Here is a 23,519-nt window from a genome sequence, read left to right on the forward strand (position 1 = left end):
TGCCCAGGCGCGCGCGGAGCCCGATGCGGCGGCGCACCTCGTCGAGGCGCCGCGCGTGGCCCGGGCGCTTCTGCTGAACGGGAGGTGCGCTGTTGCTACCACGGTGACACGGATACGCTCTCGGAGATGGCTACGCCGTTGTCGCCGACGATATGGAATTTCAGGGTGTCGCCCCATATGGCATTGAGCGAAGCGTCCGCTGGAAGGCGGTGACTCCAGCCGAGGCTGCCGTAACGCAAGAGCATGCCATCGTCTCCGACGACGTAGACGATATGTTGGCTGAGGTCCCACCTGGTTCCCCATACGAAGTTCAACGTTCTCTGTGCTGTCGGCGCCGATGTCATGGCCGTCCAGTCGGCGCCGTCGAAGTGCAGGATGGTGCCGCCCTCGCCGACGACGAATACGTCCTGCGGCCCGCTTCCCCATACGGAGTTCAATGATCTCGGCGGAATCGACCCGTGTTTCACGGCTTCCCAGCGCTCGCCCTCGAAGCGCAGGATGGTGCCGTTTTCGCCGACTGCGAACATGTCTTGCGGCCCGCTTCCCCACACGGCGTTCAACGACGCTTGCGAGGCCGACTCGTGGGTCGCGGCCTTCCATTGTCCGTCTTTGAAGCGCAGGATGGTGCCCTTGTCGCCGACGGCGATCACGTCATCCGGCCCGCTTCCCCACACGAAGTTCAATGTGATTCGTGGGATCGACTCGTGCTCCACGATTCTCCAGCGTTCGCCGTCGAAATGCAGGATGGCGCCTTCTTCGCCCACCGCGAACACGTCTTTGGGCCCGCTCCCCCACACGGCGTTCAGCGGATTCCGTGGGATCGGGTCGAGCGGCATGACTTTCCAGCTGCTGCCGTTGTAGTGAAGGATCGTGCCCTCCTTGCCAACGGCGAATATGTTGTTCGGTCCGCTCCCCCACACGCTCTGCAGGTCCTCCTTCAAGCAGGAATTGCCGTCCGGTGTGATCGGGACGTCGCAGCGCTCGCCCGTGGCTTGTGCGAAGCACGTCGGGTTGCCTTCGCGGTCGGGGTCGCACACATAGCCGGTCGGGCAGAAGCTCGCGCCGCACGCGGATCCGGTGTCGAAGCACGCGCCGAGGGGGGCCGTCAGCGCGATGAGGGACGCCAGCGCAGCCGCATGGCAAAGCGCTCTGACGCCGTGCCGGCGACCCGCGGCGTCCCCGTTCCGCTCGACGCCCCATCTCCGGGTGAATCCGCGCATCCTCTGCTCGCTCCTCAGCTCGTCCGACCAACCTACCGTCCAACCCACCGTTCGCCCAGGTCGCCGCGGAGCGCCTGGCGCCCGCGGCGCGAGCGTACGGCGGGGCACCTCCTCTTGGGAAGGCCCCGCGCCGGGTCTCAACGGGCCCACAGCATCGCAGCGTCGAGCAAGGCAGCGGGGAGGATCTCGATCTTCACTCCGCACGAGGAGGTCGCGGTGCAGGGGGCCCTGAGCCGCCGCGCGCAAAGGCTGTGCTGGTGAACTCGGACACGGCTATGCTTCCAGGCCGGTGCGGCACCTCATGATGACGAGAAGCGTCCTGCGATGAGCGGCAGTTCGCCGGAGGACGCGGGCTACGCAAACACGGCGATCGCCGGCGCAGCGCCCCCCACCCCCACGCTGCGGGCCGGGGCCGACCGCTTGGTCACGGGCGCCCGCGAGGCGCAGCGCGACGAGGAGCCCGAGACGCTCGACCCGCCGCCCTCGTTGCTGGCGCAGGCCAGGCCGGCGCCTGCGGCCGGCACCCGCATCGGCCATTACGAGCTCCTGCGCGAGCTCGGCCGGGGCGGCATGGGCGTTGTCTTCCTGGCCCGCGACACCCGCCTCGCTCGCCTCGTCGCCATCAAGCTCCTCAACATGCTGAGCAGCGCCGGGGTCCAGCGCTTCCTTGTCGAAGCGCAGGCCACCGCGCGCTGCAAGCACGAGCACATCGTGACGATCCACGAGGTGAACGAGCACGACGGATTCCCGTACATGGTGCTCGAGTACATCGAGGGGCAGAGCCTGCGCGCCTGGATGAATCGGCGCAGGCCCGTGGACGCGGGGGAGGAGGTGTCGACGGCGCCGGTGCCGCCCGGCCTGGCGGTCGACATGGTGGTCCCCGTCGTGCGCGCGCTCGCGAGCGCGCACGCGTCCGGCATCGTCCACCGCGACCTCAAGCCGGAGAACATCATGCTGGAGGCGTCCGGGGCGATCAAGGTGGTCGATTTCGGCATCGCCAAGCTGCGCGAGGACGAGGCGGTCCTCTCGGCCGGTCGCGCCGTCGCCGGGGACACGGGCTTGACCCGCGACGGCGGGATCATCGGCACGCTGGCGTATATGTCCCCCGAGCAGTGGAGAGGGATCGACATCGATCCGTCGAGCGATGTCTGGGCCGTCGGCATCATTCTGCACGAGCTCGTGATGGGCGCGCACCCGCTGGCGCCGTGCGGCAAGATGGATCTCCTCGCCGTGCCGATCCTCGACGAGCCGATGCCCACCGTCGGCGCGCGCCATCCGGAGGCCGGCGCGCTCGGCGCGATCATCGATCGCTGCCTCTGCAAGCGGAAGGCCGACCGGTTCGCCTCCGCGCAGGAGCTCTTGACCGAGCTCTTGCCGCTGCTGCCTGGGCGCCGGGAGATCCTCCTCGGCAGCGACGAGAGCCCGTTCGCCGGCCTGTCGTCGTTCCAGGAGGCCGACGCCGACCGCTTCTTCGGCCGCGCGCAGGACCTCGCGGGCGCGGTGGCGCGCCTCCGGAGCCAGCCGCTGCTCACGATTGCCGGCGCCTCGGGCGTGGGGAAGTCGTCGCTCGTGAGGGCAGGGGTGATCCCGGCGCTCAAGCGCTCTGGCGAGGGCTGGGAGGCGCTCGTCGTGCGGCCCGGGCGCGAGCCGATGGCGGTGATGGCGGACCTGTTCGACCACCCCGCCGTGACCCTCAACACCGACGTGAAGGCGCTCTCCCCGCAGGGCGGCGCGGCGATGCGCGGGGCCCTTGTCGAGCGGCTGCGCGCCGAGCCCGGCCTGCTCGGCGCCGCGCTGCGCGGGGGGGCGGGCCGCGCGAAGCGGCGCCTCGTGCTGTTCATCGATCAGTTCGAGGAGCTCTTCACGCTCGGCGCCCCGGCCGGTGAGCGCGCGGCGTTCCTCGCGTGCCTCGAGGGGATCGCCGACGATGCTTCCTCGCCGCTCCGCGTCGTCCTGTCGGTCCGGTCGGATTTCCTCGAGCGGATGGCCGAGCACGAGCAGTTCATGGCGGCGATGATCCGGGGCCTCGTGTTCCTGCGGCCGATGGGGCGCGAGGGGCTGCGCGAGGCCTTGATGAGGCCGATCGAGGCGGCGCGGCACGAGATCGAGGACACGGCGATGATCGAGGGCATCCTCGACGCGCTGGCGACGACGCGCGGCGCGCTGCCGCTCCTGCAGTTCACGGCGGCCAGGCTGTGGGAGATGCGCGATCGGGAGCGCCGGATGCTCACCATCGCGAGCTACGAGGCGCTCGGAGGCGTGGCGGGCGCGCTGGCGAGCCACGCCGACACGGTGCTGGCCGGGATGAGCGAGCGCCGGGCGAAGCTCGCGCGGGCCGTCCTGGAGCGCCTTGTGACGCCGGAGCGGACACGGGCGGTGGCCAGCCTGGGTGAGCTCTGCGAGCTGCCCGGGGAGCGGGGCGAGATCGAGCGGGTGGTGGAGCTGCTCGCCGACGCGCGGCTCCTCGCGATCGAGACGGCGAGCGATCGCGCGGGCAGCACGGTGGAGATCGTGCACGAGTCGCTCATCGAGCGATGGCCGACGCTGCGGCGCTGGCTGGACGAGAACCAGGAAGACGCCGCGTTCCTGGACCGGCTGCGCGCGGCGGCGAGGCTCTGGGACGCGAGCGGCCGCGCCGCGGACACGCTCTGGCGGGGCAAGGTCGCCGAGGAGGCGCGCGGCTTTCGCGAGCGCTACCGGGGCGCGCTGCCGGAGCGGGAGAGGCTCTATCTGGAGGAGGTGCTCCGGTTCGCCGACCAGCTGCAGCGCGGGAGGCGGCGCCTCGTGTCCGGGATCATCGCGGCGCTGTCGCTGCTGGTGGTCGCGGCGGGGGCGGGGATCGTGAAGCTGACCCGCCAGAACACGGTGATCACGGAGCAGCTCGAGGAGATCCGGAGGACGGAGGACACGCTCAAGAAGGCGCTGGCGAGCGAGGAGGCGCAGCGGAGCGCGGCGGAGCGGGCGCAGCAGGAGAGCGAGGCGCAGCGGAGGCGGGCCGAGCGGATGCAGCACGAGGCGGAGGAGGCCCGCGAGCGCGCGGAGGCCGAGGCCGGGCGGGCACGCGTGGCGGCGGGCGAGCCGAGGACGGCGCGGGACACCGCGCAGCGGCCCGAGGCCGACGCGCGCCACGCCGTCAAGGCCACCCAGCAGGAGCAGAAGGCGAGGTAAGCGGCCGAGGCGGCGCTGCGGAGCAAGCGCGCCGCCGGCCCTCAGCGCTGCTGCGCCCCGAACCGCGCCTTCGCCGCGTCCACCGCGGCCTTCGTCCACTTGTCGACCTCGTCGTCCGTCAACGTCCGCTCGGCCGACCGGAACCACAGCGCGAACCCCAGCGAGTGCGTCCCCGCCGGCAGCTCCTCGCCGCGGTACCGATCGAACATCTCGACCTTCTCGCAGCGCTCCCCCGCGGTGGTCCGCAGCACCTCGAGCACCTCTCCCGCCGGCACGTCGAGCGGCAAGAGCAGCGCCACGTCGTGCCGCATCGCCGGGAACCGGCTCGGCTTCGCGGCCACCGGCGCCTTGTACGCCGCCGCCACCGCCGCGAGGTCCAGCTCCGCCACGACGGCCCCGCTCGTGATCTCCAGCGCCTCGCGCACGTCCGGGTGCAGCTCCGCCACGTACCCGACCTCGCGGCCGTCGAGCAGGACGCGGGCGCCCTTCTTCGGGTGCGCCCACGGCGGCGGCTCGCCCGAGAGGTCGAACGCCGGCGTCACGCTGCCCGCGAGCTCCGCGATCACCGCCTCGACCGCGCCCTTGCCGTCGTAGAAATCGACGTCCTCGGGCCGCGTCAGGTAGCTGTCGCGCGGCCCCGCGAGGAAGATCGTGAGCCGCGTCGGCTCGTTCACCGGCGGCCGCTCGACCCGCGCCAGCTGGCTCGCGCCGCCCGCCTCGCCCTGCCACGGCAGGAACACCTGGCTCACCTCGAACAGCCGCACCCGCGGCACGTTGTACCGCTGCGAGCGCTGCACCACCGTGAGCAGCCCAGGGACCAGCGACGGCCGCATCACCGACTTCTCCTCGGAGAGCGGGTTGAGCAGCCGCAGGAGCGACCCGTCGTCGTAGCGCGCCGCCTTCAGCTCCTGGGGCGACAGGAACGAGTACGTCACCGCCTCGTGCAGCCCGATCCCCGTGCAGATCTGCCGCACCCTGCGCCGCAGCCGGTAATCGCCGCGGGCGCCCGCCGGCGCGGCCCCGACGCGCGGCAGCCGGCTCGGGATCTGGTCGTAGCCAGCGATGCGCGCGACCTCCTCGATGAGGTCGATCTCCTCCGCGATGTCGGGCCGGTGCTCCGGCACCTCGACGAGGAGCCGGTCCGCCTTCTGCTCCAGCACCGAGAGCCCCAGCGTCTCCAGGATCTCGCGCGCCCGCGCCGGCACCTCGGCCCCGATGATCCGCTGGTACCGCGGGAGCCGGAGCGTCAGGCGGCGCGGCGCGCGCGGCGCCACGTACGCGTCGATCGGCTCGCCCGCCGCCTCGCCGCCGGCGAGCTCGCAGATGAGCGCGCTACCGCGGTCGCGCGACAGGGGGACCCCCGAGAGGTCCACCTCCCGCTCGAAGCGGTGCGACGCCTCGGTGTGGAAGCCGTACCGGCGCGCCGACCTGCGGATCCCGCGCGGCTCGAAGTACGCCGACTCCAGGAACACCCGCCGCGTCGTCGCGGTGACGCCGCTGTCCGCGCCGCCGATGACGCCCGCCAGGGCCACCACGCGGTCCGCGTCGGCGATGACCAGATCGTCCTCGTCCAGGGACAGCTTCTGCCCGTCGAGCGCGACGAACGCCTCGCCCGCCTTGGCCCTCCGGATCTCGATCGGGAGCCGCAGCGTGTCGAGATCGAAGGCGTGGAGCGGCTGCCCCCGCTCGAGCATCACCAGGTTGGTCGCGTCGACGATGTTGGTGATCGGCCGGACGCCGAGGCGGCCGAGCCGCACCCGCGCCCAGAGCGGCGACGGGCCCACGCCGACGCCCTCGATCACCTGCCCGTCATACCGGGGGCAGCGGTCCCCGTCGCGCACCTCCACGGCCGCGGGCGCTCCGGCGCCGTTCGCTCGAGCCGCGGCGACGGCGGGCGGGCGGAACGGTAGGCCGAGCACCGCGGCAACGTCCCGCGCCACGCCCAGGTGTCCCAGCGCGTCGGGCCGGTTCGGGGTGACGCTCAGCTCGATGATCCAGTCCTCGAGGCGAGGCTCCCAGTCGAGCAGCGATTGCCCCGGACGCCCGCCCTCCACGGTCAGGAGACCCTCGTGGCTCGACCCGAGCCCGAGCTCGTCCTCGGCGCAGAGCATGCCGGGCGACGTGAAGCCGGCGACCGCCTTCTCGGTCAGCGTGACGAGCGCCCCGGTGCGGTCGAGCACCTGCGCCCCCACGGGCGCATAACAGACGAGCGCCGGAGCCGCCGGGATGACCGGCGCGCCGCACGCCACCTCGACGCCTTCTCCGCCTCCGCCCGCGTCCACGCGGACCACCGTCAGGCCCTTCTTGCCCGCCGGGTGCGGCCGCGTCGCGACGACGCTCGCGAGGACCACCGAGCGCAGCGCGGCGCCGACGTGCGTCACGCGGTCGACCTCGAGCCCGCCGCGGCCGAGCGCCGAGGTCACCGCGTCGACGCCGGGATCGGCGCCGAGGATCTCTTGAAGCCACTTGTAGGATATCAACATGGGGAATCGGGCCTGCGGGCGAGGGGCAGTGGCCTAGAGGCTTCCGAGGAAGCGGACGTCGTTCTCGTAGAAGGCGCGGATATCGTCGACGGCGAACTTCATGTTGGCCGTGCGATCCACGCCGATGCCGAACGCCAGCCCCGTGTATTCCTCCGGGTCGATCCCGACGTTCCGGAGCACCGTCGGGTGGACCATGCCGCACCCGAGCACCTCCAGCCAGCCCGTCCCCTTGCACTGCGGGCAGGCGCGGTTCTCGCCGAAGCAGACGAGGCAGGACACGTCGAGCTCCGCGCTGGGCTCGGTGAAGGGGAAGTAGCTCGGCCGGAAGCGCGTCCTCGTGGCCTCGCCGAACATCCGGCGGCTGTAGACCTCGAGCAGGCCCTTCAGATCGGCGAGCGACACGTCGCGGTCGACCACGAGCCCCTCGATCTGCACGAACATGGGGCTGTGGCTCGCGTCGTCGTCGCGGCGGTACACGACCCCGGGCGCGACGATCATCACCGGCGGAGGGTGGGAGAGCATCTCGCGCACCTGGACCGGGCTCGTGTGCGTCCGGAGGAGCACGTTCTGGCCAGGATCGCCGGCCATGTAGAACGTGTCGTGCATGTCCATGGCGGGGTGATCCGCCGGGAACCCGAGGAGATCGAAGTTGTAGCGCGCGAGCTCGATCTGCGGCCCTTCGGCCACGTCGAACCCGAGCCCGACGAAGATATCGACGATCTCGTCGAGGGTCCGCATGATCGGGTGCGACCGCCCGGGCGCGCGCCAGCGGCCGGGCAGGGTGATATCGAGGGGCGGCGCGGAGAGCTCGCGATCGCGCGCAGCGCGCTTGATCCTCGCCGTCGCCTCCTCGCGGGCGCGCTCCACGCGGCCCTTGACGGCGTTGAGGCGCTGGCCGAGCGCCTTGCGCTCCTCGGGCGCCGCGCCGGGCAGCTGCTTCATCAGCGCATTGAGCGACCCGCGGCGCCCGAGCAGGCTGGCATACAGGCGGTTCAGCTCATCGAGATCGCCGGCAGCGGCGAACTGGACGTCCACCGTGCGATCGACCTCGTCGATGAGGCGGCCGAGTTCGGGACCACTCATTGCCGCCCCCTTACCGCGAAGGCCATGGCAACGCAAGACGTTGACCTCCCGCGCCGCCCCCCCAAGTGCTCGCGCCAGGCAGCGCGCGGCCCGCACGCGTGAGCCGGAGGCTCGACGACCACCACCGCGGCGGGCGTGCCTCGCCGCTCCCGCTGCGCGGCTCCGCCTGCGCGCGGCGCGCGCAACAGCTCAACTTCGTCTGGCTCATGGCCGCGCACCGCGAGCGCGAAGATCGGGTGTTCGGCGTGGTCGACGGGTCGTGGTTGCGGCGCCGGGTCAGAGTTGAATACAGTGGCCGCGTGCCCCCCATCGCCAGGAGGCTTTCTTGCTCCGCTGTGCCCGATCCCGCTCGCTCGCTGTAGGTCGCGCTCCCCTCTCGGCCGCGTTCCCTGCGCTCCTCGCCGCCGCAGCGGCCTGCGGCCCTGCCACGCCGGCAGAGGTGCCGCCCACGCCATCCGCAGTTCCCGCAAGTCCCGCCCCTGCGCTGCCCGCGCCGGCGACGCCCGTTATCGACACGGCGCTCGGCGGCCGGCTCTTCGACAAGTTTTATGGGAAAGAGCCCCCGTTCTCGGCCTTTGTCCCCGATAGCTCGAAGACCAAAGGGGCCCTGGATGGTCAAGGCGGTCCCTCGGGCAATGGGACGCTCAGGCTCGGATCCGGGGAGGCGATGAGCAACGACGCCGGCCATGATTATCGTCTCAAGAATCTCTTCGGCTGGGATCTCAAGGGGCGCGAGGGCATCTATGGACCAGGCGCGATGGCGAAGGGGTACGCCGTCTCGCGGAGCCTCCTCGGGGGCCGCGAGACGCAAGAGGATCTCGTCCTTCTGCTCACGAAGGGGGATCGCGAGATCCCCTCGTACGGCGACGTGCTCACGCCCCCTCAGATCGAGGCCGTGGCCGCGTTCGTGATAGGCGTCCGTGACGGCGCGCTCCCGCATCCTGACCAGAGCTTCACGATCAAGCCGCCGGCTCAGGGACATTACGCGCTCCTCCCAGGCGGCGACGCCGCCCGCGGGAAGGCGCACATCAAGGAGCGCTGTTCGTCGTGCCATGGGGACGATGGGACGAAGGTGCTCTTCGACGATGGCGCCTACTCTCTCGGCTCCCACGCGCGGCAGAAGGCGTACGAGGACTGGCACAAGATCCTGAACGGGCAGCCGGGCTCGCCCATGGGCCGTCAGGTCCGCGGGAGCACAGGCAAGGAGATGGCGCAGGAGCTCCTCGATATCCTGGCGGCCCTCTGCGATCGCGGGGCGTTCCCTCCAGGAAAGGCGACAGCGAAGGACGTCGAGACCGGCGACGGGCGCTGCGGCTCCTATCTGAAGTAACCGGCGCGGGCCGCCAGCCCTATCCATGTCAACCGTGAGTTGACACTGTGGACACACGCAGTTGCTTCTCCATCGGTCCCACCTCGGCAGGGGCGGTCAGACACCCATCTGCCGCGTCGAGCGCCCTCACCGCTGCCCGGCGTCATTGGCCGCCTGACGCGAGCGCGGCGCGCAGGTTACCGTCCGGCAACGCTGCCGAGATGTTGTAGAACAGAGCCACCATGGCACCTGCCCAGGAGCGCGAGCGGCGGACCCTCGATCGGTACACGCTCCATGGCGTGATCGCCTCCGGGGGGATGGCGTCCGTCCATTTCGGGCGGCTCGTGGGTGCCCATGGCTTTGCCCGCACGGTCGCGATCAAGCGCCTGCACCCGCAGTTCGCCAGGGACCCCGAGTTCTCGTCGATGCTCCTCGACGAGGCGCGGCTCGCGGTGCGCATCCGCCACCCGAACGTCGTCACCACGCTCGACAGCGTGCAGGCCGACGACGAGCTCTTCGTGGTCATGGAGTACATCGCGGGGGAGTCGCTCTCGAGCCTGCTGCGCGAGGCCGGCCGGCGAGGGGCCCAGGTCCCGCAGCCGATCGGCTCGGCCATCATCGCCGGCGCCCTCGCGGGCCTGCACGCGGCGCACGAGGCGACCGACGAGGAGGGCGCCGCGCTCGAGATCGTCCACCGCGACGTCTCGCCGCAGAACATCCTCGTCGGCGAGGACGGCATCCCGCGCGTGCTCGATTTCGGGATCGCGCGGGCGGCGGTGCGGAGCCAGGTGAGCCGCGTCGGGCAGCTCAAGGGCAAGCTCAGCTACATGGCGCCCGAGCAGCTGCGCGGAGCCCCGCTGAGCCGCCGCGCCGACATCTACGCCGCTTCCGTGGTCCTCTGGGAGGTGCTCACCGGACGGCGGCTGTTCACGGGGGAGTGCGACGCGGAGATCTTCGGGCGGATCCTCGAGGGCGTCGTCCAGCCGCCGAGCGTCTACGGCGACGTGCCGAAGGCGCTCGACGAGGTGGTGCTCCGCGGCCTCGACAGGGATCCCTCCCGGCGTTACGCGACCGCGCTGGAGATGGCGGCCGCGCTGGAGGAGGCGCTGCCGCCGGCGAGCCCGCGGGCGGTCGGGGCGTGGGTCGAGGCGACGGCGGGGACGCTCCTCGAGGCGCGGGCGAAGAGCCTCGCCGCGATCGAGACGTCGCAGCGGAGCGCGGCCCCAGCGCCGCCGCCGCCGAGATCTGCCGCCGCGGACGACGCGCCGCCGCGGGACCTCGAGGCGCGCCTCGCGCAGCCGTCGGGCGGCCGCGGGCGCGCGATGCGGACCTCGGTGACGGTTCCGACGATGACGAGGACGGTCGAGGACATGGCGCGGCCCGTGGCGTCGGCGCTCGCGACGCCGGTCGCCGCGGCGGCGCCGCCGCGGCTGGCGAGCGCGCAGCTCGTCCGCGCCTCCACGCTCGCGCTCGGGGCCAGCGCGCTCGTGCTCGCCGTGGCCCTCGGCAGGAGCTGTAGCGTGCGTCCAGAGCCCGATGCGTCGCAGGCCGAGCGCGCCGGAGCCGGCGAGCCGCCTCCGCTGGCCGTCGCCCCGGCGCCGGGGGTTGCGGCGCTCGCCTCGAGCGCGGCCGCTCCGGCGGCGTCCGAGGCCGCGCCTGCGGCGCCCGCCACGAGCGCGCCTGCGGCCGCTGCGAGCGCCGCTGCGGCGCCTGCGAGCACCGCGGGGGCGCCGGAACCGGTCGCGCCCGCCACCGCGCAGGAGCGCGCCGCGGCCCCCGCGCGCACCGCGCGGCCGCGATCCCGCTGCGTGCCTCCGTACTACGTCGATGCCAGCGGCATCCGGCGGATCAAGCGTGAGTGCCTGTGAACGGTGGAAGCGTGTAGCCTACGCCGCGATGAAACGAGGCCTCCTCGCCGCCCTGGGCGCGGCCGTCACGCTCGTCGCCAGCTCGCGCGCCCGTGCTCAGGGTGTGGGTGAGACGTGCGCGGCCTCGTACGAGCAAGCGCAGCAGCTCGTTCGCGACCGGGCGCTGCTGCGCGCGCGGGCCGAGCTTCGCGTCTGCGTGAGCTCGTGCCCGGCGACGCTCGCCCGCGATTGCCAGAGCTGGAGCGAGCAGGTCGAACGCGACGTGCCCAGCGTCGCGCTGTCGGCCACGTCCGCGGACGGCCGCGCACCGGGCCGGGTCAGGGTGCTCCTCGACGGCGCGCCGCTGGTCGACGCGCTCCCGAAGGATCCGATCGAGCTCGATCCCGGGCGCCATACGCTCACCTTCGAGGACGCGGCGGGGACGCGCGTCGTCACCGTGGTCACGGTGGCGCAGGGCGACAAGGCGCTGCCGATCGCGGTGCGCTTCCCTGCGTCGGCGCCGTCGCGCCCTGCGTTCGGCGCCGATGCGCCGCCCGTGCGGCAGCGCTGGCCGCTCGTGCTCGCCGGCGCCGGCGTGGTTGGGCTCGGTGTGGGCGCGTTCCTCGGCATCAAGGGGCACCTCGACCGGAGCGAGCTCCGCAGCAGGTGCGCGCCCGGGTGTCGGGCGGACGAGGTAGACGCGATCGACACCGTCTGGAAGGTCGGTGCCATCAGCGCTGGAGCGGGGCTCGTCGCTGCGGGGCTGGGCACGGTGCTGTACTTCCAGCTCGATCCGATCGTCCCCGCGACGCCGGCCGCGGGCTCCGCCCTGCTTCCGGACGGCGCAGCGCTCTCGCTGCGCGGCTCGTTCTGAGCGCCGGCGCGGGGCACGTCACCCGGGTAGTGGCCCCCCTCGCTCCTCAGGTCGCGGGGAGCTGATTGCCAGTGGCCCAGATGCCCACGACGGAATGATGACGCGACTAGGCCTTGTTTTGTCGACAGAATGTGTGGGTGATCTCCTCGGTTGGTCCGGAGCTCTGTAGAGCACCGGGCTGGCCTCTGAAACCCCGCATCCGTCGAAGTGCCCCATCTGGTTCCTGCGCTACCGGGAACTCCGGCTCTTCATTTCCATGTTGAATTTCGGACACTTGCGAGGCGCGATCCAAATTCTTGTTGTGGTCGCCGCGCCTGCGTCGCCTTAGTCCGCGAAGAATGGCGCGCAGCAGAGAACTGGGCAGCGCAACGTTGGACACGGGCCGCATTGGCCTGGACTCTGACCAGCTTGCGGTCGATCGGCGGGTGCTCCTTGCGCTCGAGCGTCGCGACAAGGCGACGGCTTTGGCGATTCTGATGGAGGGGTACGGCGATTCGCTTTATCGATACTGTTACAACGTGCTCCGCAGCGCAACGATGGCCGACGATGTTCATCAGTCCGTCTTTGTTCAGGTATTCCAGGACTTCGAGACATTCTCCGGGAGGTCGTTTCGTCCATGGCTCTATGCGATCGCTCACCACCGGTGCCTCGATGCCCTCAAGGCAAGTCGGCGATGGTTCAAGCGATTTTCCTTCTGCGACCCTTTACCGGAAGAGCCGGATCCAGGGCCGAATAGCGAAGAGAGGCTTGTTCGCTACTCGCTCGCGTCGGAGCTCAATGCCTGTCTGGGCAAGCTGGAGCCCCATGTGCGCATCGCGATCCTTCTGCGGTACCAGGAGGGGTTCACCTATGAGGAAATGGCGAAGGTGTGTCAGGAGCGTCCTGCGACGCTCCAGGCTCGCGTAGCGCGAGCCATGCCCACCCTGCGCCGGTGCCTCGAGGCGAAAGGAGTTCGGTTGTGACGCGATGTGATCGCTTCGAGAGAGACCTCATTTTGTTGCTCGAGCGGGGTGTGGAGCTGGACGAGCACGTCGAGTCCTGCACGCCATGCCGAGAGGCACATCTCGCGTACTTGAGCATCGTCGCGGCGCTGCCAGCCGCGCGACAACCGGTCAACCCGCCCGCCGGCTGGAAGTCGCGCGTCGTGGCCGCGGTGCACGAACACGCTTCTTCCACGGCGGCCGAGGCGCCGGAGCGTGTCAGGTGGGATATCGTTCGGACCGCTGCGCTTGGCCTTGGGTTCGCGCTCGTCTTCGTACTCATCTTCGTGAGCCGAGGCACGCTCGTCGCGATCTCGGGACTGGGCGCGCCGGCGCCGTCGATCAGCGTGAAACCGGACGAGTTGATCGAGCCGGCACAACCGCAGCACGAGCGCATGCCTCAGGGGGCGCCGAAGTCGTCATCGTCAGCCGCCGCGTTCGCGTCCGCGAACCCATCGCAAACAGCCGCGGCGTCCCGTGAGCCCGCGACTTCCCGTGAGCCCGCGACTTCCCGTGAGCCCGCCACATCCCGTGAGCCCGCGACTTCCCGTGAGCCCGCGACTTCCCGTAGGCCTGCACGACCGGTTGACGAGCCGCCCTCCAAGACCGGCGCCGCGCCGGACCCATGCGCGGGGTATAAGTTTCTGGCACGCATGCAATGCGAGGCGAGACTCCGTGAACGGCGTGTTCCTGCACGTGCTGCACCTGAACCGCAATTCAAGGGCGAAGCCGCTTCAGCCCCGTGCGCGCATCTCACCGGCTTTTTACGTGTGAATTGTCAAAGAAGATCGGGCCAGCCGCATGCGCCTGGGCATTCGGCCGATGATCTGCGTCCCAGGACCGAGCCGTCGCCGGATCCGTGTGCGAGTCTCGAGCTCCTGGCGTGGTTCCGATGCAAGCTGATGCGTAAGTAGTTTTTCCCATCCCGCGAGCGTCGCTCGTCGAATTCGCATCGAAGGAGGTAACCATGAGATTCTCACGCGTGTTCTTTCTCGCTATCGCAGGTCTATCAGGTTGCTCGGACGGCGGCCCAGGCGATACCATGGGCGACGACGCTCCCGCTACGCCGAAGGACGAAGCCGTCGGCGCGGCAGCAGGCGCGCTGGTCACTTCGCTGCGTCACGCAGACCTCGTTTTCGACTACTGGGAGGACATCTATCCAACGACGTTTCCGCCGCATGTCAACAGCGTCGCCTCAGGCGCGCTCTACTACCGATCGTATCCTGGCGGCCGTCAGCTTCGCGACAACAACGGGACGTTCGAGGCCTATTATAACGGAAAGTGGTGGAACAAAGGATCAATAGAGGCGGCGTACAACAGTATCGTCAGCACAACCATCAAAGGGGAGGTCGCGGGCATCGGCGTGCCATTTCAAAGCCAACTGAGTGCGTCGTGTAGTCCGAATTACCTCTGCGGGTACGCCTCGACGAACATGATGACGTCGTTCCTCCATGGGAAGACGCCGACCCTTCAATACATGCAGGACATGGCCAAGGCGGAGACCGGGGCCACGTGCCCGAAGTCGACGTCGAGCCCCGAACAATACGCTCATGCCGCTCGTGATATTGGGTCCGCTCCACGTTCGTGGTGGGGACTGGTGCCCTACGAGACGATCAAGATGCTCGTATCGAACAACAAGCCGGTTCACGTGATGATTGGCTATTCCGCGCTGGGCGATCATCGCTGTTCAACGAGCTGGAACGCAGGTCATTCGGTCGTTATCGTGGGGTATTCTCAGTCGCGGTCGATGTGGCGCATTCACGACCCGTTGTGTTCGAAGGCCGCGACGGGTGCGAACCGGGAGATCCCGTCCAGCGCGTTCCGCGCCGCCGTCAAGGCGCTGAGTGGCGATGATGGTGGTGGGTATGTGGTTGTCGCGAAATTGTAACTACGAATGGTCCAACATGTGAACGGATCCAGCCGCGCGCTGCGCGCGCCCCGTCAGCCCTTGCTTCGGATCCCGTAGCGCTCCATCAGCCGGTGGACGAGCTGCCGGGAGACGCCCATCGACGCGGCGGCCCGCGCCACGTTGCCGCCGCTCTCCCGGAGCTTCATCGCGATGTACGTGCGCTCGAACTGCTCGACGACCATGTCGCGCGCCTCGCGGAGCGGCAGCGCGACGAGCTGGCCGACGCCCATGTCGGCGGGCCGCGGCGCCACCTTGACGATCGCCTCCTCGGCGAGGTGCGGGAACAGCATGAGCCGCGCGACGGTGTTGCGGAGCTCGCGCACGTTGCCCGGCCAGTGGTGCCCGCGGAGCAGCTCCAGCGCGTTCGGCGGCAGGTCGGCGAGCGAGCGCGGCGGCACCTGCGCCGCGAGGAAGCGCTCGACGAGCAACGGGATGTCCTCCTTGCGCTCGCGCAGCGGCGGCACGACGGTCTCGACGACGGCGAGCCGGTAATAGAGATCCTCGCGGAACGCCCCCGACGCCACGCGGCCCTGGAGATCGCGGTGCGTGGCGGCGATCACGCGGGCGTCGAAGGACGTGTACGCCGCGGCGCCGATGCGCCGCACCTGGCGGGCCTCGAGCGCGCGCAGGAGCTTCGGCTGGAGATCGAGCGGGAGCTCGCCGATCTCGTCGAGGAAGAGCGTGCCGCCGCTCGCCTCCTCGAGCAGGCCGGCGCGCGCGCCCTGGGCGCCCGTGAACGCGCCCTTCGTGTAGCCGAAGAGCTCGGCCTCGATGAGGTTCGGGGCGACGGCGCTGCAGTCGAACACGACGAAGGGGCCGCCGCTGCGCGGGCTCGCCGCGTGGATGGCGCGGGCGAGGACCTCCTTGCCGGTGCCGGACTCGCCGAGCAGGAGGATCGTCTCCGAGGTGGCCGCGGCGCGCTCGAGGCGGGCGAAGAGCGCGCGCATGGGGACGCTGCCGCCGAGGGCCTCGCCGAAGCGGGCCGAGGTGGAGAGCGGGACGACGACCGGGGCGCCGCCGACGCGCACGGTGAGGGGCACGCCGCCCAGGGAGGCGACGGCGCCCGGGGTGAGGAAGCCCTCGACGATCAGGACGTCGTTGATGAACGTGCCGTTCTTGCTGCCGAGATCGGTGAGGACGACCCCGCGCGGCGAGAACCGGAGCTGGCAGTGGCGGCGCGAGACGCGCGAGTCGGGGATGATGACGTCGCACTCGCCGCTCGTTCCCAGCACGAGCGGCGCGACGCCGAGGGCGGCCTCGATCGGCGGGCTCTTCTGCGGGGTGACGAGGATGCGCAGGTCCGGGAGCTCGACCGCGTCGCTTCGGAGGGTCGTGATCGTCCGGGTGGGGTCGTGCATGGATCGCGCGGGAGGGGGACGGGGCAGCATCTCCGAATTTCCGGCGGATTTCCAGCGCGCGGTGCGTCCGGGGCGCTGGACGCACGCCGTCAGGATATCCTCGTGAGGTGCTCGAGTTCACGCAGTCCGAGGCCAAGATCCTGTCCCAGTGCGTCACCCGCTTCACGGAGGCGTTCCGGCGCGACGTGGCGGACGTGATCCGGCAGGAGTTCCGCGGCTACGAGCCGCCGGAGGTGACGGAGCTGATCGGACAGCTGAGCCTCCTCGGGCGGCAGCTCGAGCTGCGCCCGCCGCACGCGCAGATCCACGACACGCAGGGCCCGCTGCTCAAGCGCATCCTGATCGATCTCCGGCGCGACAGCGCCACGGCGATCGAGGAGCCGCTGCAGAAGGCCGTGAACGCCGAGACGATCCGGCACCTCCGGCGCGAGGTCCACGGGCTGGAGCAGCTGATGGCCGCGCCCTGGTTCGCGGCCACGCGCGCGCTCAAGGTGCCTCAGCTCACCGACTACATGTCGATCCGGCACGCCGAGGCCGTGACGCCGGAGGCGCCGCCGCTCCGCCCGCGCGAGTACGACGAGAAGTTCCACATCCTCGAGGCGCCCGGGCTCTTCCTGCCGGATCTGGCGCACTACCGGGCGCGCTGCGCGCTGCGCGGCGCCTCGATCGCCGTGGCGTTCATCGACATCGACGACTTCAAGGCGTTCAACGTCCAGCACACCGAGACAGCGGTCGATCTCCACGTGCTCCCGCCGCTCATGGAGAGCATCGAGGCGCACGTCTTCGCGCACGGGCACGCGTACCGGTTCGGCGGCGACGAGTACATGATCACGCTGCCCAACGCGACGCGCGCCTGGGCGGTGGACTTCCTGCGCGCGCTCCAGGAGCGGCTCGCCCGCCGCCGCTACCGCCGCGTCGAGCGGTCGCCGACGATCTCGGCCGGGCTGTGCGTCGCCGACGTCGACTGCTTCCTGACGGATCGCGAGATCCAGGGGCGCGCCAACCTCGCGAAGAACCACGCGAAGGCCACGGAGAAGGGACGCGTCGCCACGTACGACGGGGAGCTGTTCCGCCCCGAGGATCTGGTGCTCGCGTGAGGCCGGACGGCGGGATCGCGGCGGGCGAGGCGCCGCCGGAGGCCCCGGACGGCCTGGTCCTGCCCGAGCCGCTGTGGGGCGCGGTGCGCGCGGCCTACGGCGAGCCCGGGCGCGCGTACCACGACCTGGCGCACGTGCGCGAGGTGCTCCGCCGGGTGGGCGAGGTCGCCCGCGACGTCGGCTGGCGGAGGCCGCGGGAGGTGTTCCTGGCCGCGCTCTTCCACGACGCCGTGTACGTGCCTGGCCGCCACGACAACGAGGCGCGCAGCGCGGAGCTCGCGCGCGAGGCGGTGGCCCGCTGGCTGCCCGGCGAGGGGCTCGACGAGGGCCTCATCGAGCGGCTCATCCTGCTCACGGCGCGCCACGGGGCCCTCGGGCCGGCGGACGTCGGCGAGGAAGAGGCCCTCTTCCTCGATTGCGACATGGCCATCCTGGGCAGCGACGAGGCGGCGTTCGACGCGTACGACCGGGCGATCGCCGCGGAGTACAGCGCCGTGCCGCCCGAGCTCTACGCCGCGGGCCGGCGGCGCTTCTTCGAGAAGCTGCTCGCGGCGGAGCGGATCTTCCTCTCGCCGTACTTCCACGCCCGCCTCGAGGCGAGCGCCCGCGACAACCTGCGCCGGAAGCTCGACGCGGGCGCGTAGCGGCGCTGCGCGGGGGTCGTCGGGGACGGGGGTCGTCGGTGGACGGCGCGATCGTCACGGGCGCGGCGGTCCGCGCCCCCGGCCCGCGCCGAGGAGCAAGGGGGGCAGCGACGCTGGCGCGCGCTGCCCCTCGCGCGATCACCAGCTCTTCACGTCGCTCTTGCTCACGCGGCACGTGGCGGTGTCCCACTGGCTCGCGCCGCCGTGGAGCTTCTCGGACTCGCCCATGTGATCGGTGACGGCCCTGTACTCCTGGCAGATCTTCGGCTTGTCGTCGTCCGCGTCGTAGCCCCCCTTGACGTAGAGGTTCGTGATCGTGACCGTGTCCCCGTAGTTCTGGTTCGCGCCCGCGACCGTGGTCTTCACGCGGTCCACCCTGACGTTGTCGATGATCAGGTGACGCGGCCCGCCGTTCGCGGTGCAGTCGCCGCACGAGCGCCAGAGCTTCCCGAAGTCGGCGATGTACGAGTTCGTGACGATGGTCGTGGAGCCGCCCTTGGCGTTGTGCTGGAAGATCTTGTCGGCCGAGTGCAAGGCGATGGAGCTGTTGATGTGCATCGTCGCCCCGTCGGCGCTGTTCGTCGCCGCGTCCTCGCAGACGTCCTCCCAGTAGACGTGATCGAGCGTGCAGTCGCCCTTGCAGACGATGCCGTTGCCGCCGGGGAGGCCGCCGGCGATGATGAGGTTCTTCACGGTGACGCCGTCCTCGACCTCGAACACGGTCTTCTGGCCCTCGCCGTCGTCGCAGTCCTCCGTGTTGTTCACGCCGATCTTCTGGTTGTTGAAGTCGTAAACGTCCTGCCCGCCGTGGGCGGCGTTCTTGAGCACCGTCGTCTGGTTCCTGATCTCGCCGTTGCCGTTCGTGGGCGTCGGGATCACCATCGGGAGCTCGTCGCCGAGCGGCTCCTCTCCGCCCGTGCCGCTGCTCGTGGCGCTCGCGGCCGTCGTGCTGGAGCTGCTCGTGGTCGCGCTGCTCGTGGTGCTTGAGCTGCTCGTGGTGCTCGCGGCCGTGGTGCTTGAGCTGCTCGTGGCGGTGCTGCCGCCGCCGGCGCCGCCCGTGCTGCTGGTGCTCCCCCCGGTCGCGGCGGCGCTGCTGCTCGAGCTGCTGCCTCCCTGGCCGTCGTCCGGCGTCGCCGCGTCGTCTGAACAGCCGAGCTGGATGGCTCCGACGGCGCCGATCACGAACAGCAAAGTGAAGGCTGACTTCATTCCAGATCTCATCTCATTACCTCTCGTTCCGGCATCATGATGGGCGACCCGCGGCCCGGAAGCGCGTGCACGGCGCTGTCGACTCCTCGACGCGACCCGTCGAGGGGGCAACCACGAACTCGCGCTTCGCGCCGTTCAGCTGGCTTCTACGTCGAGCTCGTCGAGGTGAATGCAAGCGGCGATCCAGGGTGCGCGGCGGGACATCGCGCATCGCGTGGAGGCGCGCTGGGGCCTTCGTGTCAACGCGCGGTCGACACCGGTTGACGAACGGGTTGACGCGCAGGTGCTCCGGGGGGAGGGCGTGCCCTGGGCGGCGGCGACCCCGCGATCGGCGTCGCGAGCCTGCCGAGCGCAGCGTTCGGCAGGCTGCGCCCCGCAGCTCAGAAGATCGGGTCGTCCTTGCAGCCGAAGATGACCTTGACGGCGCCGGCGCCGCTGCTCGCGACCTGCTCACACGCAGCGCCGTGCAGCTGGATGGTCATCATGTCGGGCCCCGTGTAATTCCATCCATCCGTGCCTGTTGTGTCTTGCATGATCGATTGTTCCCCGACGAACACGCCGACGTGGTCCGGGTTTGGCGGCGGCTCGCTGAGCGGGAACAGGCAGGTCGAGACCTTTCCCGTGATCGCCAGCAGCGATGTCACGAGCTGGTCCTGCGTCGCCGCGAGGTAGAACCTCGGCGCGAGCGGATCCGGGTCCTGGCGCGGCTCGAGCCCTGCGACCGCGAGGCCGTTGAGCGCCTTGATCTTGCTCGCCTGCGCGGCGATCCCGACCACGAACGTATGGAAGCCGGCGGCGGCCGCGTCCGTCACCGCCTGTACGGCGAGCTCGTCCGAGTCGCTCTTGGGGCACGACGGATCTCCGTCGGTCGCGAGCAGGATGTACTTGGGGTCGTCGTTCTGGATCGTCTGCAGGTAGTCGACCGCCTTGTTGATGGCGTCGCCGGTCGGCGTGCCGTCGCCCTCGGGGGTCGTGCTCGAGATCGCCTGGTTCACCGTGGGCGCGTTGCTCGCCGCGATCGGGATCAGGATGTCGCGCGGGAAGCTCTCCTCGGTGCAGCTCCCCGTCCTGTCGCCCTGGGGGAACACCTTCAGGCCCCAGGAGGCCGCCTCGTTCGTCGCCGCGATCACCTCCTGCAAGGCGGGCACGACGATATCCCATTTCGACGGCGTGCCCTCGTCTCCGTTCGGATCGTCCTGCATAGACGCCGAGCGATCGAGGACCAGCAGGATGCTGGCCGGCTTGCGCTCGACGTCGAAGTTCTGCCGCCCGCAGTCCACGCCGTCGCCGGCGCTGCTGGCGCTGCCGTCGGAGCCGAGGTCTCCGGGCACGCTGCCCGGCTCTCCGGCCCCACCGCCGACGTCGCCGTACCCGGGGGGATCGCCGGCGCCCGGCGCTCCGCTGCCGGCTTCATCGCTCGACGTACAGCCCGATAGCGCTGCCAGCACGACGACGGAACAGATCGATGATGCTCTCAACATGATGCCTCCTGTAAGCTGAATCCTGGCGACGTCATCGCGAGCACCGCTCCGGGGCCTGCGCTCGATCCACGAACAGGGGCCACGAACAGCGGCCACGAGCAGCGGGGCTCGGCGACGGCGCGGGCGACGGTCGCTACTCGATCTCGTCGGCGAGGCGATCGAGCCAGCCCTCGATGTCCTCGGTCGGGGCGTCGAGCGGTCGCGAGGTCGGCGCTGCCGTCGGGTAGCCCCCTACCTCGTCTTGGCTGTTCACGAACATTCCATCGCCGGACAGGACGTCTTCGACGATGCGTAGATCGACCTCGTCGCGGTCTCTTGGCCTCGCGCCCGCGTGCGCGAGCACCGCGTCGAGGACCGACGCTGCGGGGAGCGCCACGAGGCCGTCGGGCCACGCGGGCTTCTCGGCGAGGACGATGATGTCCGGGGAGGCGATGGGCGCCGCTGCGCCGAGGGCGTCCACGGCGATGTTGTCCTCGAGGTAGGCGGATCCCAGCGAGTTGGTGCCGATCATGGGGAGGCCCGGCAAGGTGTTGGCGCCGTGCCGCATGTAGTTGCCGACGATGCTGACCCTCGGCGGCTCCGGCGTGACGCCCGAGCTCTCCCACTCCTTGAGGACGGGGCCGAGGCGCATCGCCCATTTGCCGGGGTTGTAGACGACGTTGTTCACGATCGCCCCGGTCGCGAACCCCTTGTACCAGGGGTTTCGTTCGTTGTTGTGGGCGTAGAGGTTGCCGACGACGGTGACGTCGGTGCAGCGGTCGTGCACGAGGGTGCCCATCGAATGAGAGCCCTTCTCGTGGATGGATTCGAGGAGCCCTTCGGCGATGATGTTGTTGCTGAGGGTGACGCGGCGCGAGGTGCCGTCGGGACCGTCGAAGCGAGGGCCCGAGACGGACAGGTTCTCGTCGACGCCCCACGCCACGGAGCAATGGTCGATCACGATGTTGTACGCCGAGGCGCCGTCCGTCGTGACGTCGGGCTCGAACCCCGACGCCGGCGCAGCCCCGGCGTCGCCCATCCGGAAGCGGAGGTGCCGGATCCGTACGTCGTGCGTGCGGATCTTCATCCCGCCGCGGATCAGCGTGACGCCCGGCGAGGGCGCTGTCTGGCCGGCGATCGTGACGAACGGCTCGGTGATGTCGAGGCGCGTCTTGTTCAGGTCGATGATCCCGCCGACCTCGAACACGATCGTGCGCGGCCCCCGCGTCTCGATCGCCTGGCGCAACGATCCCGGGCCGTCGGCGTCGAGGTTCGTCACCTTGAGGATCGTACCCACGCCATCGACGGGCCCCGAGCCGCCGGCGCCGCCCGCGGAGCCGGTGGTGGCGGCGCTCGCGGAGCCGGCGGTGGCGGCCCCGGCGCCGCCCGCGGAGCCGGTGGTGGCGGAGCCGGTGCTGCCCGCGGAGCCTGTGGTGGCGGAGCCGCCGGCTCCGGTCTGGGCGCCTGCAGTCCCTCCGCCGTGGCCGCCCGCGCCCGGAGTGCTACCTCCGGCGGCGCCCTGTCCGGCCGCCTCATCGCTCGGCCCGGGCGAGCTCGCTGCGCCGGAGCAACCGGCCAGGAACGTGCACCCCGTGCAACCGAGGAGGACGAACGAGAGGACAGCGGCCTTCATCAGATGATTCCTTTCGAATCGAGAGAACTCGCGTGGGCGCTGAAGGCGCCGAGCTCCCGCGGGCGACAACGACGCATGGCGCGGCTCACCGTCGTTGCGTTGGATGCACGCACGAGGCGACTCGAGCCCAGGCCGTCGCGCAGTCCGGGTCGCGCGTGAGGTGGCGGCCGCCGAACCAGGCCGGCGCCGCGCCTCCTCCGCGCCCCGCGAGACAAGCAACGACAATGCCGTTTGCCCCGACCCGCATGCCGGCGGCTCACGTGTGTGGCCGGGGGGCTGCGCAGCGCTCGTGGCGTGGATGTCCTCGTCGCGGCGCGTCGTGCCGCCGCGACGTCAACCACGGGTTGACGTGCTTGACAGCAAGGACGGCTCCCGTGTCAACCGCGCGTTGACCGGCAGCCGTCTGCCGCGAGCTCCGCCGGCGCTCAGCCCTTCCAGCCGGGCGGCGGTTTGGCGAAGCCGGTCTCGGCGGGGAAGGGGCTGGCTGTCTCGCGCTGGTGCAGCCCGTCCACGTCGATGCCGAGCGCCCTCAGCCCGTCGCGCTGCTCGTAGCGGATCACCAGCACGGCGGCGGGCTTCGGTGTCGCCCGGGTGAACTGCGTCGACGTGACGCGGGACTCGCGCCGCTCGCCGAAGGTCGTGCCCAGCCCCTTCGGCGCCGCGGGGGCCGGCGCGGCGCCCGGCGCGGGGGCTGGCGGCGGAACAGCGGGCGCGGGCGCGGGCGGTCCAAACCCCGGCGCCGGCGGCGGCAGCCCGCCGCCTTGCGGCCCGCCGAACGCCGGCGGGGGCGGCATGAAGGGAGGCGGGGGTGGCGGCGGCGGGGGCGCGAGCTCCTCGAACACCGCCAGGCCGATGACACCAACGTTGCGGGGCTTGCCGATCTGCGCGGCGTACGACTGCTCGATGCTCCCGAACCGGAACGTCGCGACATCTTCCTGGCTGATCCGGAATCCGGTGAAATCGAACGACTCGTGCGCCCTGATCACCATGCCGCGGGCATCGAAGGAAGCGTCCTTGCCGCTCTGCACGTCGAGGCCATCGACGGTGGGCACCACCTCGACGCGCGCGCCCGTCAGGTTCCGCACGCGCAGCGCATAGCGCTGGCCTGACCGCCCCTCGACATAGGTCGTATCCCGATGGACGTACTCCCGCGTCGGCGCGAGCGCGCCGCTCTCCTCGACGAGCAGCTCCACCTCGACGATCCCCTTCAGGTCTCGCATCTCGATGCCCCTCTCCCTGAGCCGT

The 23,519-nt window shown here is 70.8% G+C and carries 17 protein-coding genes; 9 read left to right on the top strand and 8 right to left on the bottom strand.

Annotation, left to right across the window (positions count from 1 at the left end; genetic code table 11):
• Nucleotides 1–95: 95 nt before the first annotated feature.
• Nucleotides 96–1,220 (bottom strand): WD40/YVTN/BNR-like repeat-containing protein, encoded by a 1,125-nt coding sequence (locus tag WMF11_RS19075; RefSeq protein WP_437978478.1) that lies wholly within the window; start codon nucleotides 1,218–1,220, stop codon nucleotides 96–98.
• A 324-nt stretch (nucleotides 1,221–1,544) separates the two neighbouring features.
• On the opposite strand from WMF11_RS19075, the gene WMF11_RS19080 reads away from it, so the two are divergent.
• Nucleotides 1,545–4,388 (top strand): nSTAND1 domain-containing NTPase, encoded by a 2,844-nt coding sequence (locus WMF11_RS19080; protein WP_437978479.1) that lies wholly within the window; start codon nucleotides 1,545–1,547, stop codon nucleotides 4,386–4,388.
• Between the two features lie 41 nt (nucleotides 4,389–4,429).
• On the opposite strand, the gene pheT is transcribed toward WMF11_RS19080, so the two are convergent.
• Together pheT and pheS are read right to left on the bottom strand one after the other, a co-directional pair.
• A complete protein-coding gene (gene pheT, locus WMF11_RS19085; RefSeq protein WP_437978480.1) occupies nucleotides 4,430–6,871 on the bottom strand; it encodes a phenylalanine--tRNA ligase subunit beta in 2,442 nt (813 codons plus the stop codon).
• A 33-nt stretch (nucleotides 6,872–6,904) separates the two neighbouring features.
• A complete protein-coding gene (pheS, locus tag WMF11_RS19090; RefSeq protein ID WP_272098834.1) occupies nucleotides 6,905–7,954 on the bottom strand; it encodes a phenylalanine--tRNA ligase subunit alpha in 1,050 nt (349 codons plus the stop codon).
• Nucleotides 7,955–8,621: 667 nt separating this feature from the next.
• Here pheS and WMF11_RS19095 point away from each other — a divergent pair.
• From WMF11_RS19095 to WMF11_RS19115, 5 genes are all read left to right on the top strand, one after another.
• The gene (locus WMF11_RS19095) at nucleotides 8,622–9,284 is read left to right on the top strand and encodes a hypothetical protein (RefSeq protein WP_437978481.1); all 663 of its coding nucleotides are present in this window, start codon (nucleotides 8,622–8,624) and stop codon (nucleotides 9,282–9,284) included.
• Between the two features lie 221 nt (nucleotides 9,285–9,505).
• A complete protein-coding gene (locus tag WMF11_RS19100; protein ID WP_437978482.1) occupies nucleotides 9,506–11,131 on the top strand; it encodes a serine/threonine-protein kinase in 1,626 nt (541 codons plus the stop codon).
• Between the two features lie 28 nt (nucleotides 11,132–11,159).
• Entirely contained in the window at nucleotides 11,160–11,984 is an 825-nt protein-coding gene (locus WMF11_RS19105) for a hypothetical protein (RefSeq protein ID WP_437909817.1), read from the top strand.
• A gap of 338 nt (nucleotides 11,985–12,322) precedes the next feature.
• On the top strand, nucleotides 12,323–12,946 hold the full coding sequence (locus tag WMF11_RS19110) for an RNA polymerase sigma factor (RefSeq protein ID WP_437978483.1): 624 nt from the start codon (nucleotides 12,323–12,325) through the stop codon (nucleotides 12,944–12,946).
• Between the two features lie 985 nt (nucleotides 12,947–13,931).
• Nucleotides 13,932–14,852 (top strand): C39 family peptidase, encoded by a 921-nt coding sequence (locus WMF11_RS19115; protein ID WP_437978484.1) that lies wholly within the window; start codon nucleotides 13,932–13,934, stop codon nucleotides 14,850–14,852.
• A gap of 53 nt (nucleotides 14,853–14,905) precedes the next feature.
• Here WMF11_RS19115 and WMF11_RS19120 read toward each other — a convergent pair whose 3' ends face one another.
• Entirely contained in the window at nucleotides 14,906–16,231 is a 1,326-nt protein-coding gene (locus WMF11_RS19120) for a sigma 54-interacting transcriptional regulator (protein ID WP_437909821.1), read from the bottom strand.
• Nucleotides 16,232–16,338: 107 nt separating this feature from the next.
• Here WMF11_RS19120 and WMF11_RS19125 point away from each other — a divergent pair, with 107 nt between their 5' ends.
• Nucleotides 16,339–17,328 (top strand): diguanylate cyclase, encoded by a 990-nt coding sequence (locus WMF11_RS19125; RefSeq protein ID WP_437718366.1) that lies wholly within the window; start codon nucleotides 16,339–16,341, stop codon nucleotides 17,326–17,328.
• Nucleotides 17,325–17,972 carry an HD domain-containing protein gene (locus tag WMF11_RS19130; RefSeq protein ID WP_437978485.1) on the top strand — a complete coding sequence of 216 codons (648 nt, stop codon included), beginning with the start codon at nucleotides 17,325–17,327 and terminating at the stop codon, nucleotides 17,970–17,972. Before WMF11_RS19125 ends, WMF11_RS19130 begins: the two co-directional genes overlap by 4 nt.
• Before the next feature lie 138 nt (nucleotides 17,973–18,110).
• On the opposite strand, the gene WMF11_RS19135 is transcribed toward WMF11_RS19130, so the two are convergent.
• Nucleotides 18,111–18,854 (bottom strand): pectate lyase, encoded by a 744-nt coding sequence (locus tag WMF11_RS19135; RefSeq protein ID WP_437553576.1) that lies wholly within the window; start codon nucleotides 18,852–18,854, stop codon nucleotides 18,111–18,113.
• Nucleotides 18,855–18,888: 34 nt separating this feature from the next.
• Between WMF11_RS19135 and WMF11_RS19140 the strand changes: the two genes are divergently transcribed.
• Nucleotides 18,889–19,221, top strand: a complete 333-nt coding sequence (locus tag WMF11_RS19140; RefSeq protein WP_437909823.1) for a hypothetical protein — start codon at nucleotides 18,889–18,891, stop codon at nucleotides 19,219–19,221.
• 340 nt (nucleotides 19,222–19,561) lie between these two features.
• Here WMF11_RS19140 and WMF11_RS19145 read toward each other — a convergent pair whose 3' ends face one another.
• The 3 genes from WMF11_RS19145 to WMF11_RS19155 form a co-directional block, all read right to left on the bottom strand.
• The gene (locus WMF11_RS19145) at nucleotides 19,562–20,662 is read right to left on the bottom strand and encodes a vWA domain-containing protein (protein ID WP_437909824.1); all 1,101 of its coding nucleotides are present in this window, start codon (nucleotides 20,660–20,662) and stop codon (nucleotides 19,562–19,564) included.
• Nucleotides 20,663–20,795: 133 nt separating this feature from the next.
• Nucleotides 20,796–22,274, bottom strand: a complete 1,479-nt coding sequence (locus WMF11_RS19150; protein WP_437978486.1) for a pectate lyase family protein — start codon at nucleotides 22,272–22,274, stop codon at nucleotides 20,796–20,798.
• 425 nt (nucleotides 22,275–22,699) lie between these two features.
• Nucleotides 22,700–23,494, bottom strand: coding sequence for a hypothetical protein (locus WMF11_RS19155; RefSeq protein WP_437978487.1), 795 nt, complete (start codon nucleotides 23,492–23,494; stop codon nucleotides 22,700–22,702).
• Between the last annotated feature and the right edge of the window lie 25 nt (nucleotides 23,495–23,519).

Source organism: Sorangium sp. So ce295, assembly GCF_051527405.1.
Taxonomy (GTDB): domain Bacteria; phylum Myxococcota_A; class Polyangia; order Polyangiales; family Polyangiaceae; genus Sorangium; species Sorangium cellulosum_B.

Coding starts and splice junctions, on each gene's coding strand:
- WMF11_RS19115 (WP_437978484.1), top strand. CDS start 13,932: ATGAGATTCTCACGCGTGTTCTTTCTCGCTATCGCAGGTCTATCAGGT.
- WMF11_RS19100 (WP_437978482.1), top strand. CDS start 9,506: ATGGCACCTGCCCAGGAGCGCGAGCGGCGGACCCTCGATCGGTACACG.
- WMF11_RS19105 (WP_437909817.1), top strand. CDS start 11,160: ATGAAACGAGGCCTCCTCGCCGCCCTGGGCGCGGCCGTCACGCTCGTC.
- WMF11_RS19095 (WP_437978481.1), top strand. CDS start 8,622: ATGAGCAACGACGCCGGCCATGATTATCGTCTCAAGAATCTCTTCGGC.
- WMF11_RS19150 (WP_437978486.1), bottom strand. CDS start 22,274: ATGAAGGCCGCTGTCCTCTCGTTCGTCCTCCTCGGTTGCACGGGGTGC.
- pheT (WP_437978480.1), bottom strand. CDS start 6,871: ATGTTGATATCCTACAAGTGGCTTCAAGAGATCCTCGGCGCCGATCCC.
- WMF11_RS19080 (WP_437978479.1), top strand. CDS start 1,545: ATGAGCGGCAGTTCGCCGGAGGACGCGGGCTACGCAAACACGGCGATC.
- WMF11_RS19120 (WP_437909821.1), bottom strand. CDS start 16,231: ATGCACGACCCCACCCGGACGATCACGACCCTCCGAAGCGACGCGGTC.
- WMF11_RS19155 (WP_437978487.1), bottom strand. CDS start 23,494: ATGCGAGACCTGAAGGGGATCGTCGAGGTGGAGCTGCTCGTCGAGGAG.
- WMF11_RS19075 (WP_437978478.1), bottom strand. CDS start 1,220: ATGCGCGGATTCACCCGGAGATGGGGCGTCGAGCGGAACGGGGACGCC.
- WMF11_RS19145 (WP_437909824.1), bottom strand. CDS start 20,662: ATGTTGAGAGCATCATCGATCTGTTCCGTCGTCGTGCTGGCAGCGCTA.
- pheS (WP_272098834.1), bottom strand. CDS start 7,954: ATGAGTGGTCCCGAACTCGGCCGCCTCATCGACGAGGTCGATCGCACG.
- WMF11_RS19110 (WP_437978483.1), top strand. CDS start 12,323: ATGGCGCGCAGCAGAGAACTGGGCAGCGCAACGTTGGACACGGGCCGC.
- WMF11_RS19135 (WP_437553576.1), bottom strand. CDS start 18,854: ATGGTGATCCCGACGCCCACGAACGGCAACGGCGAGATCAGGAACCAG.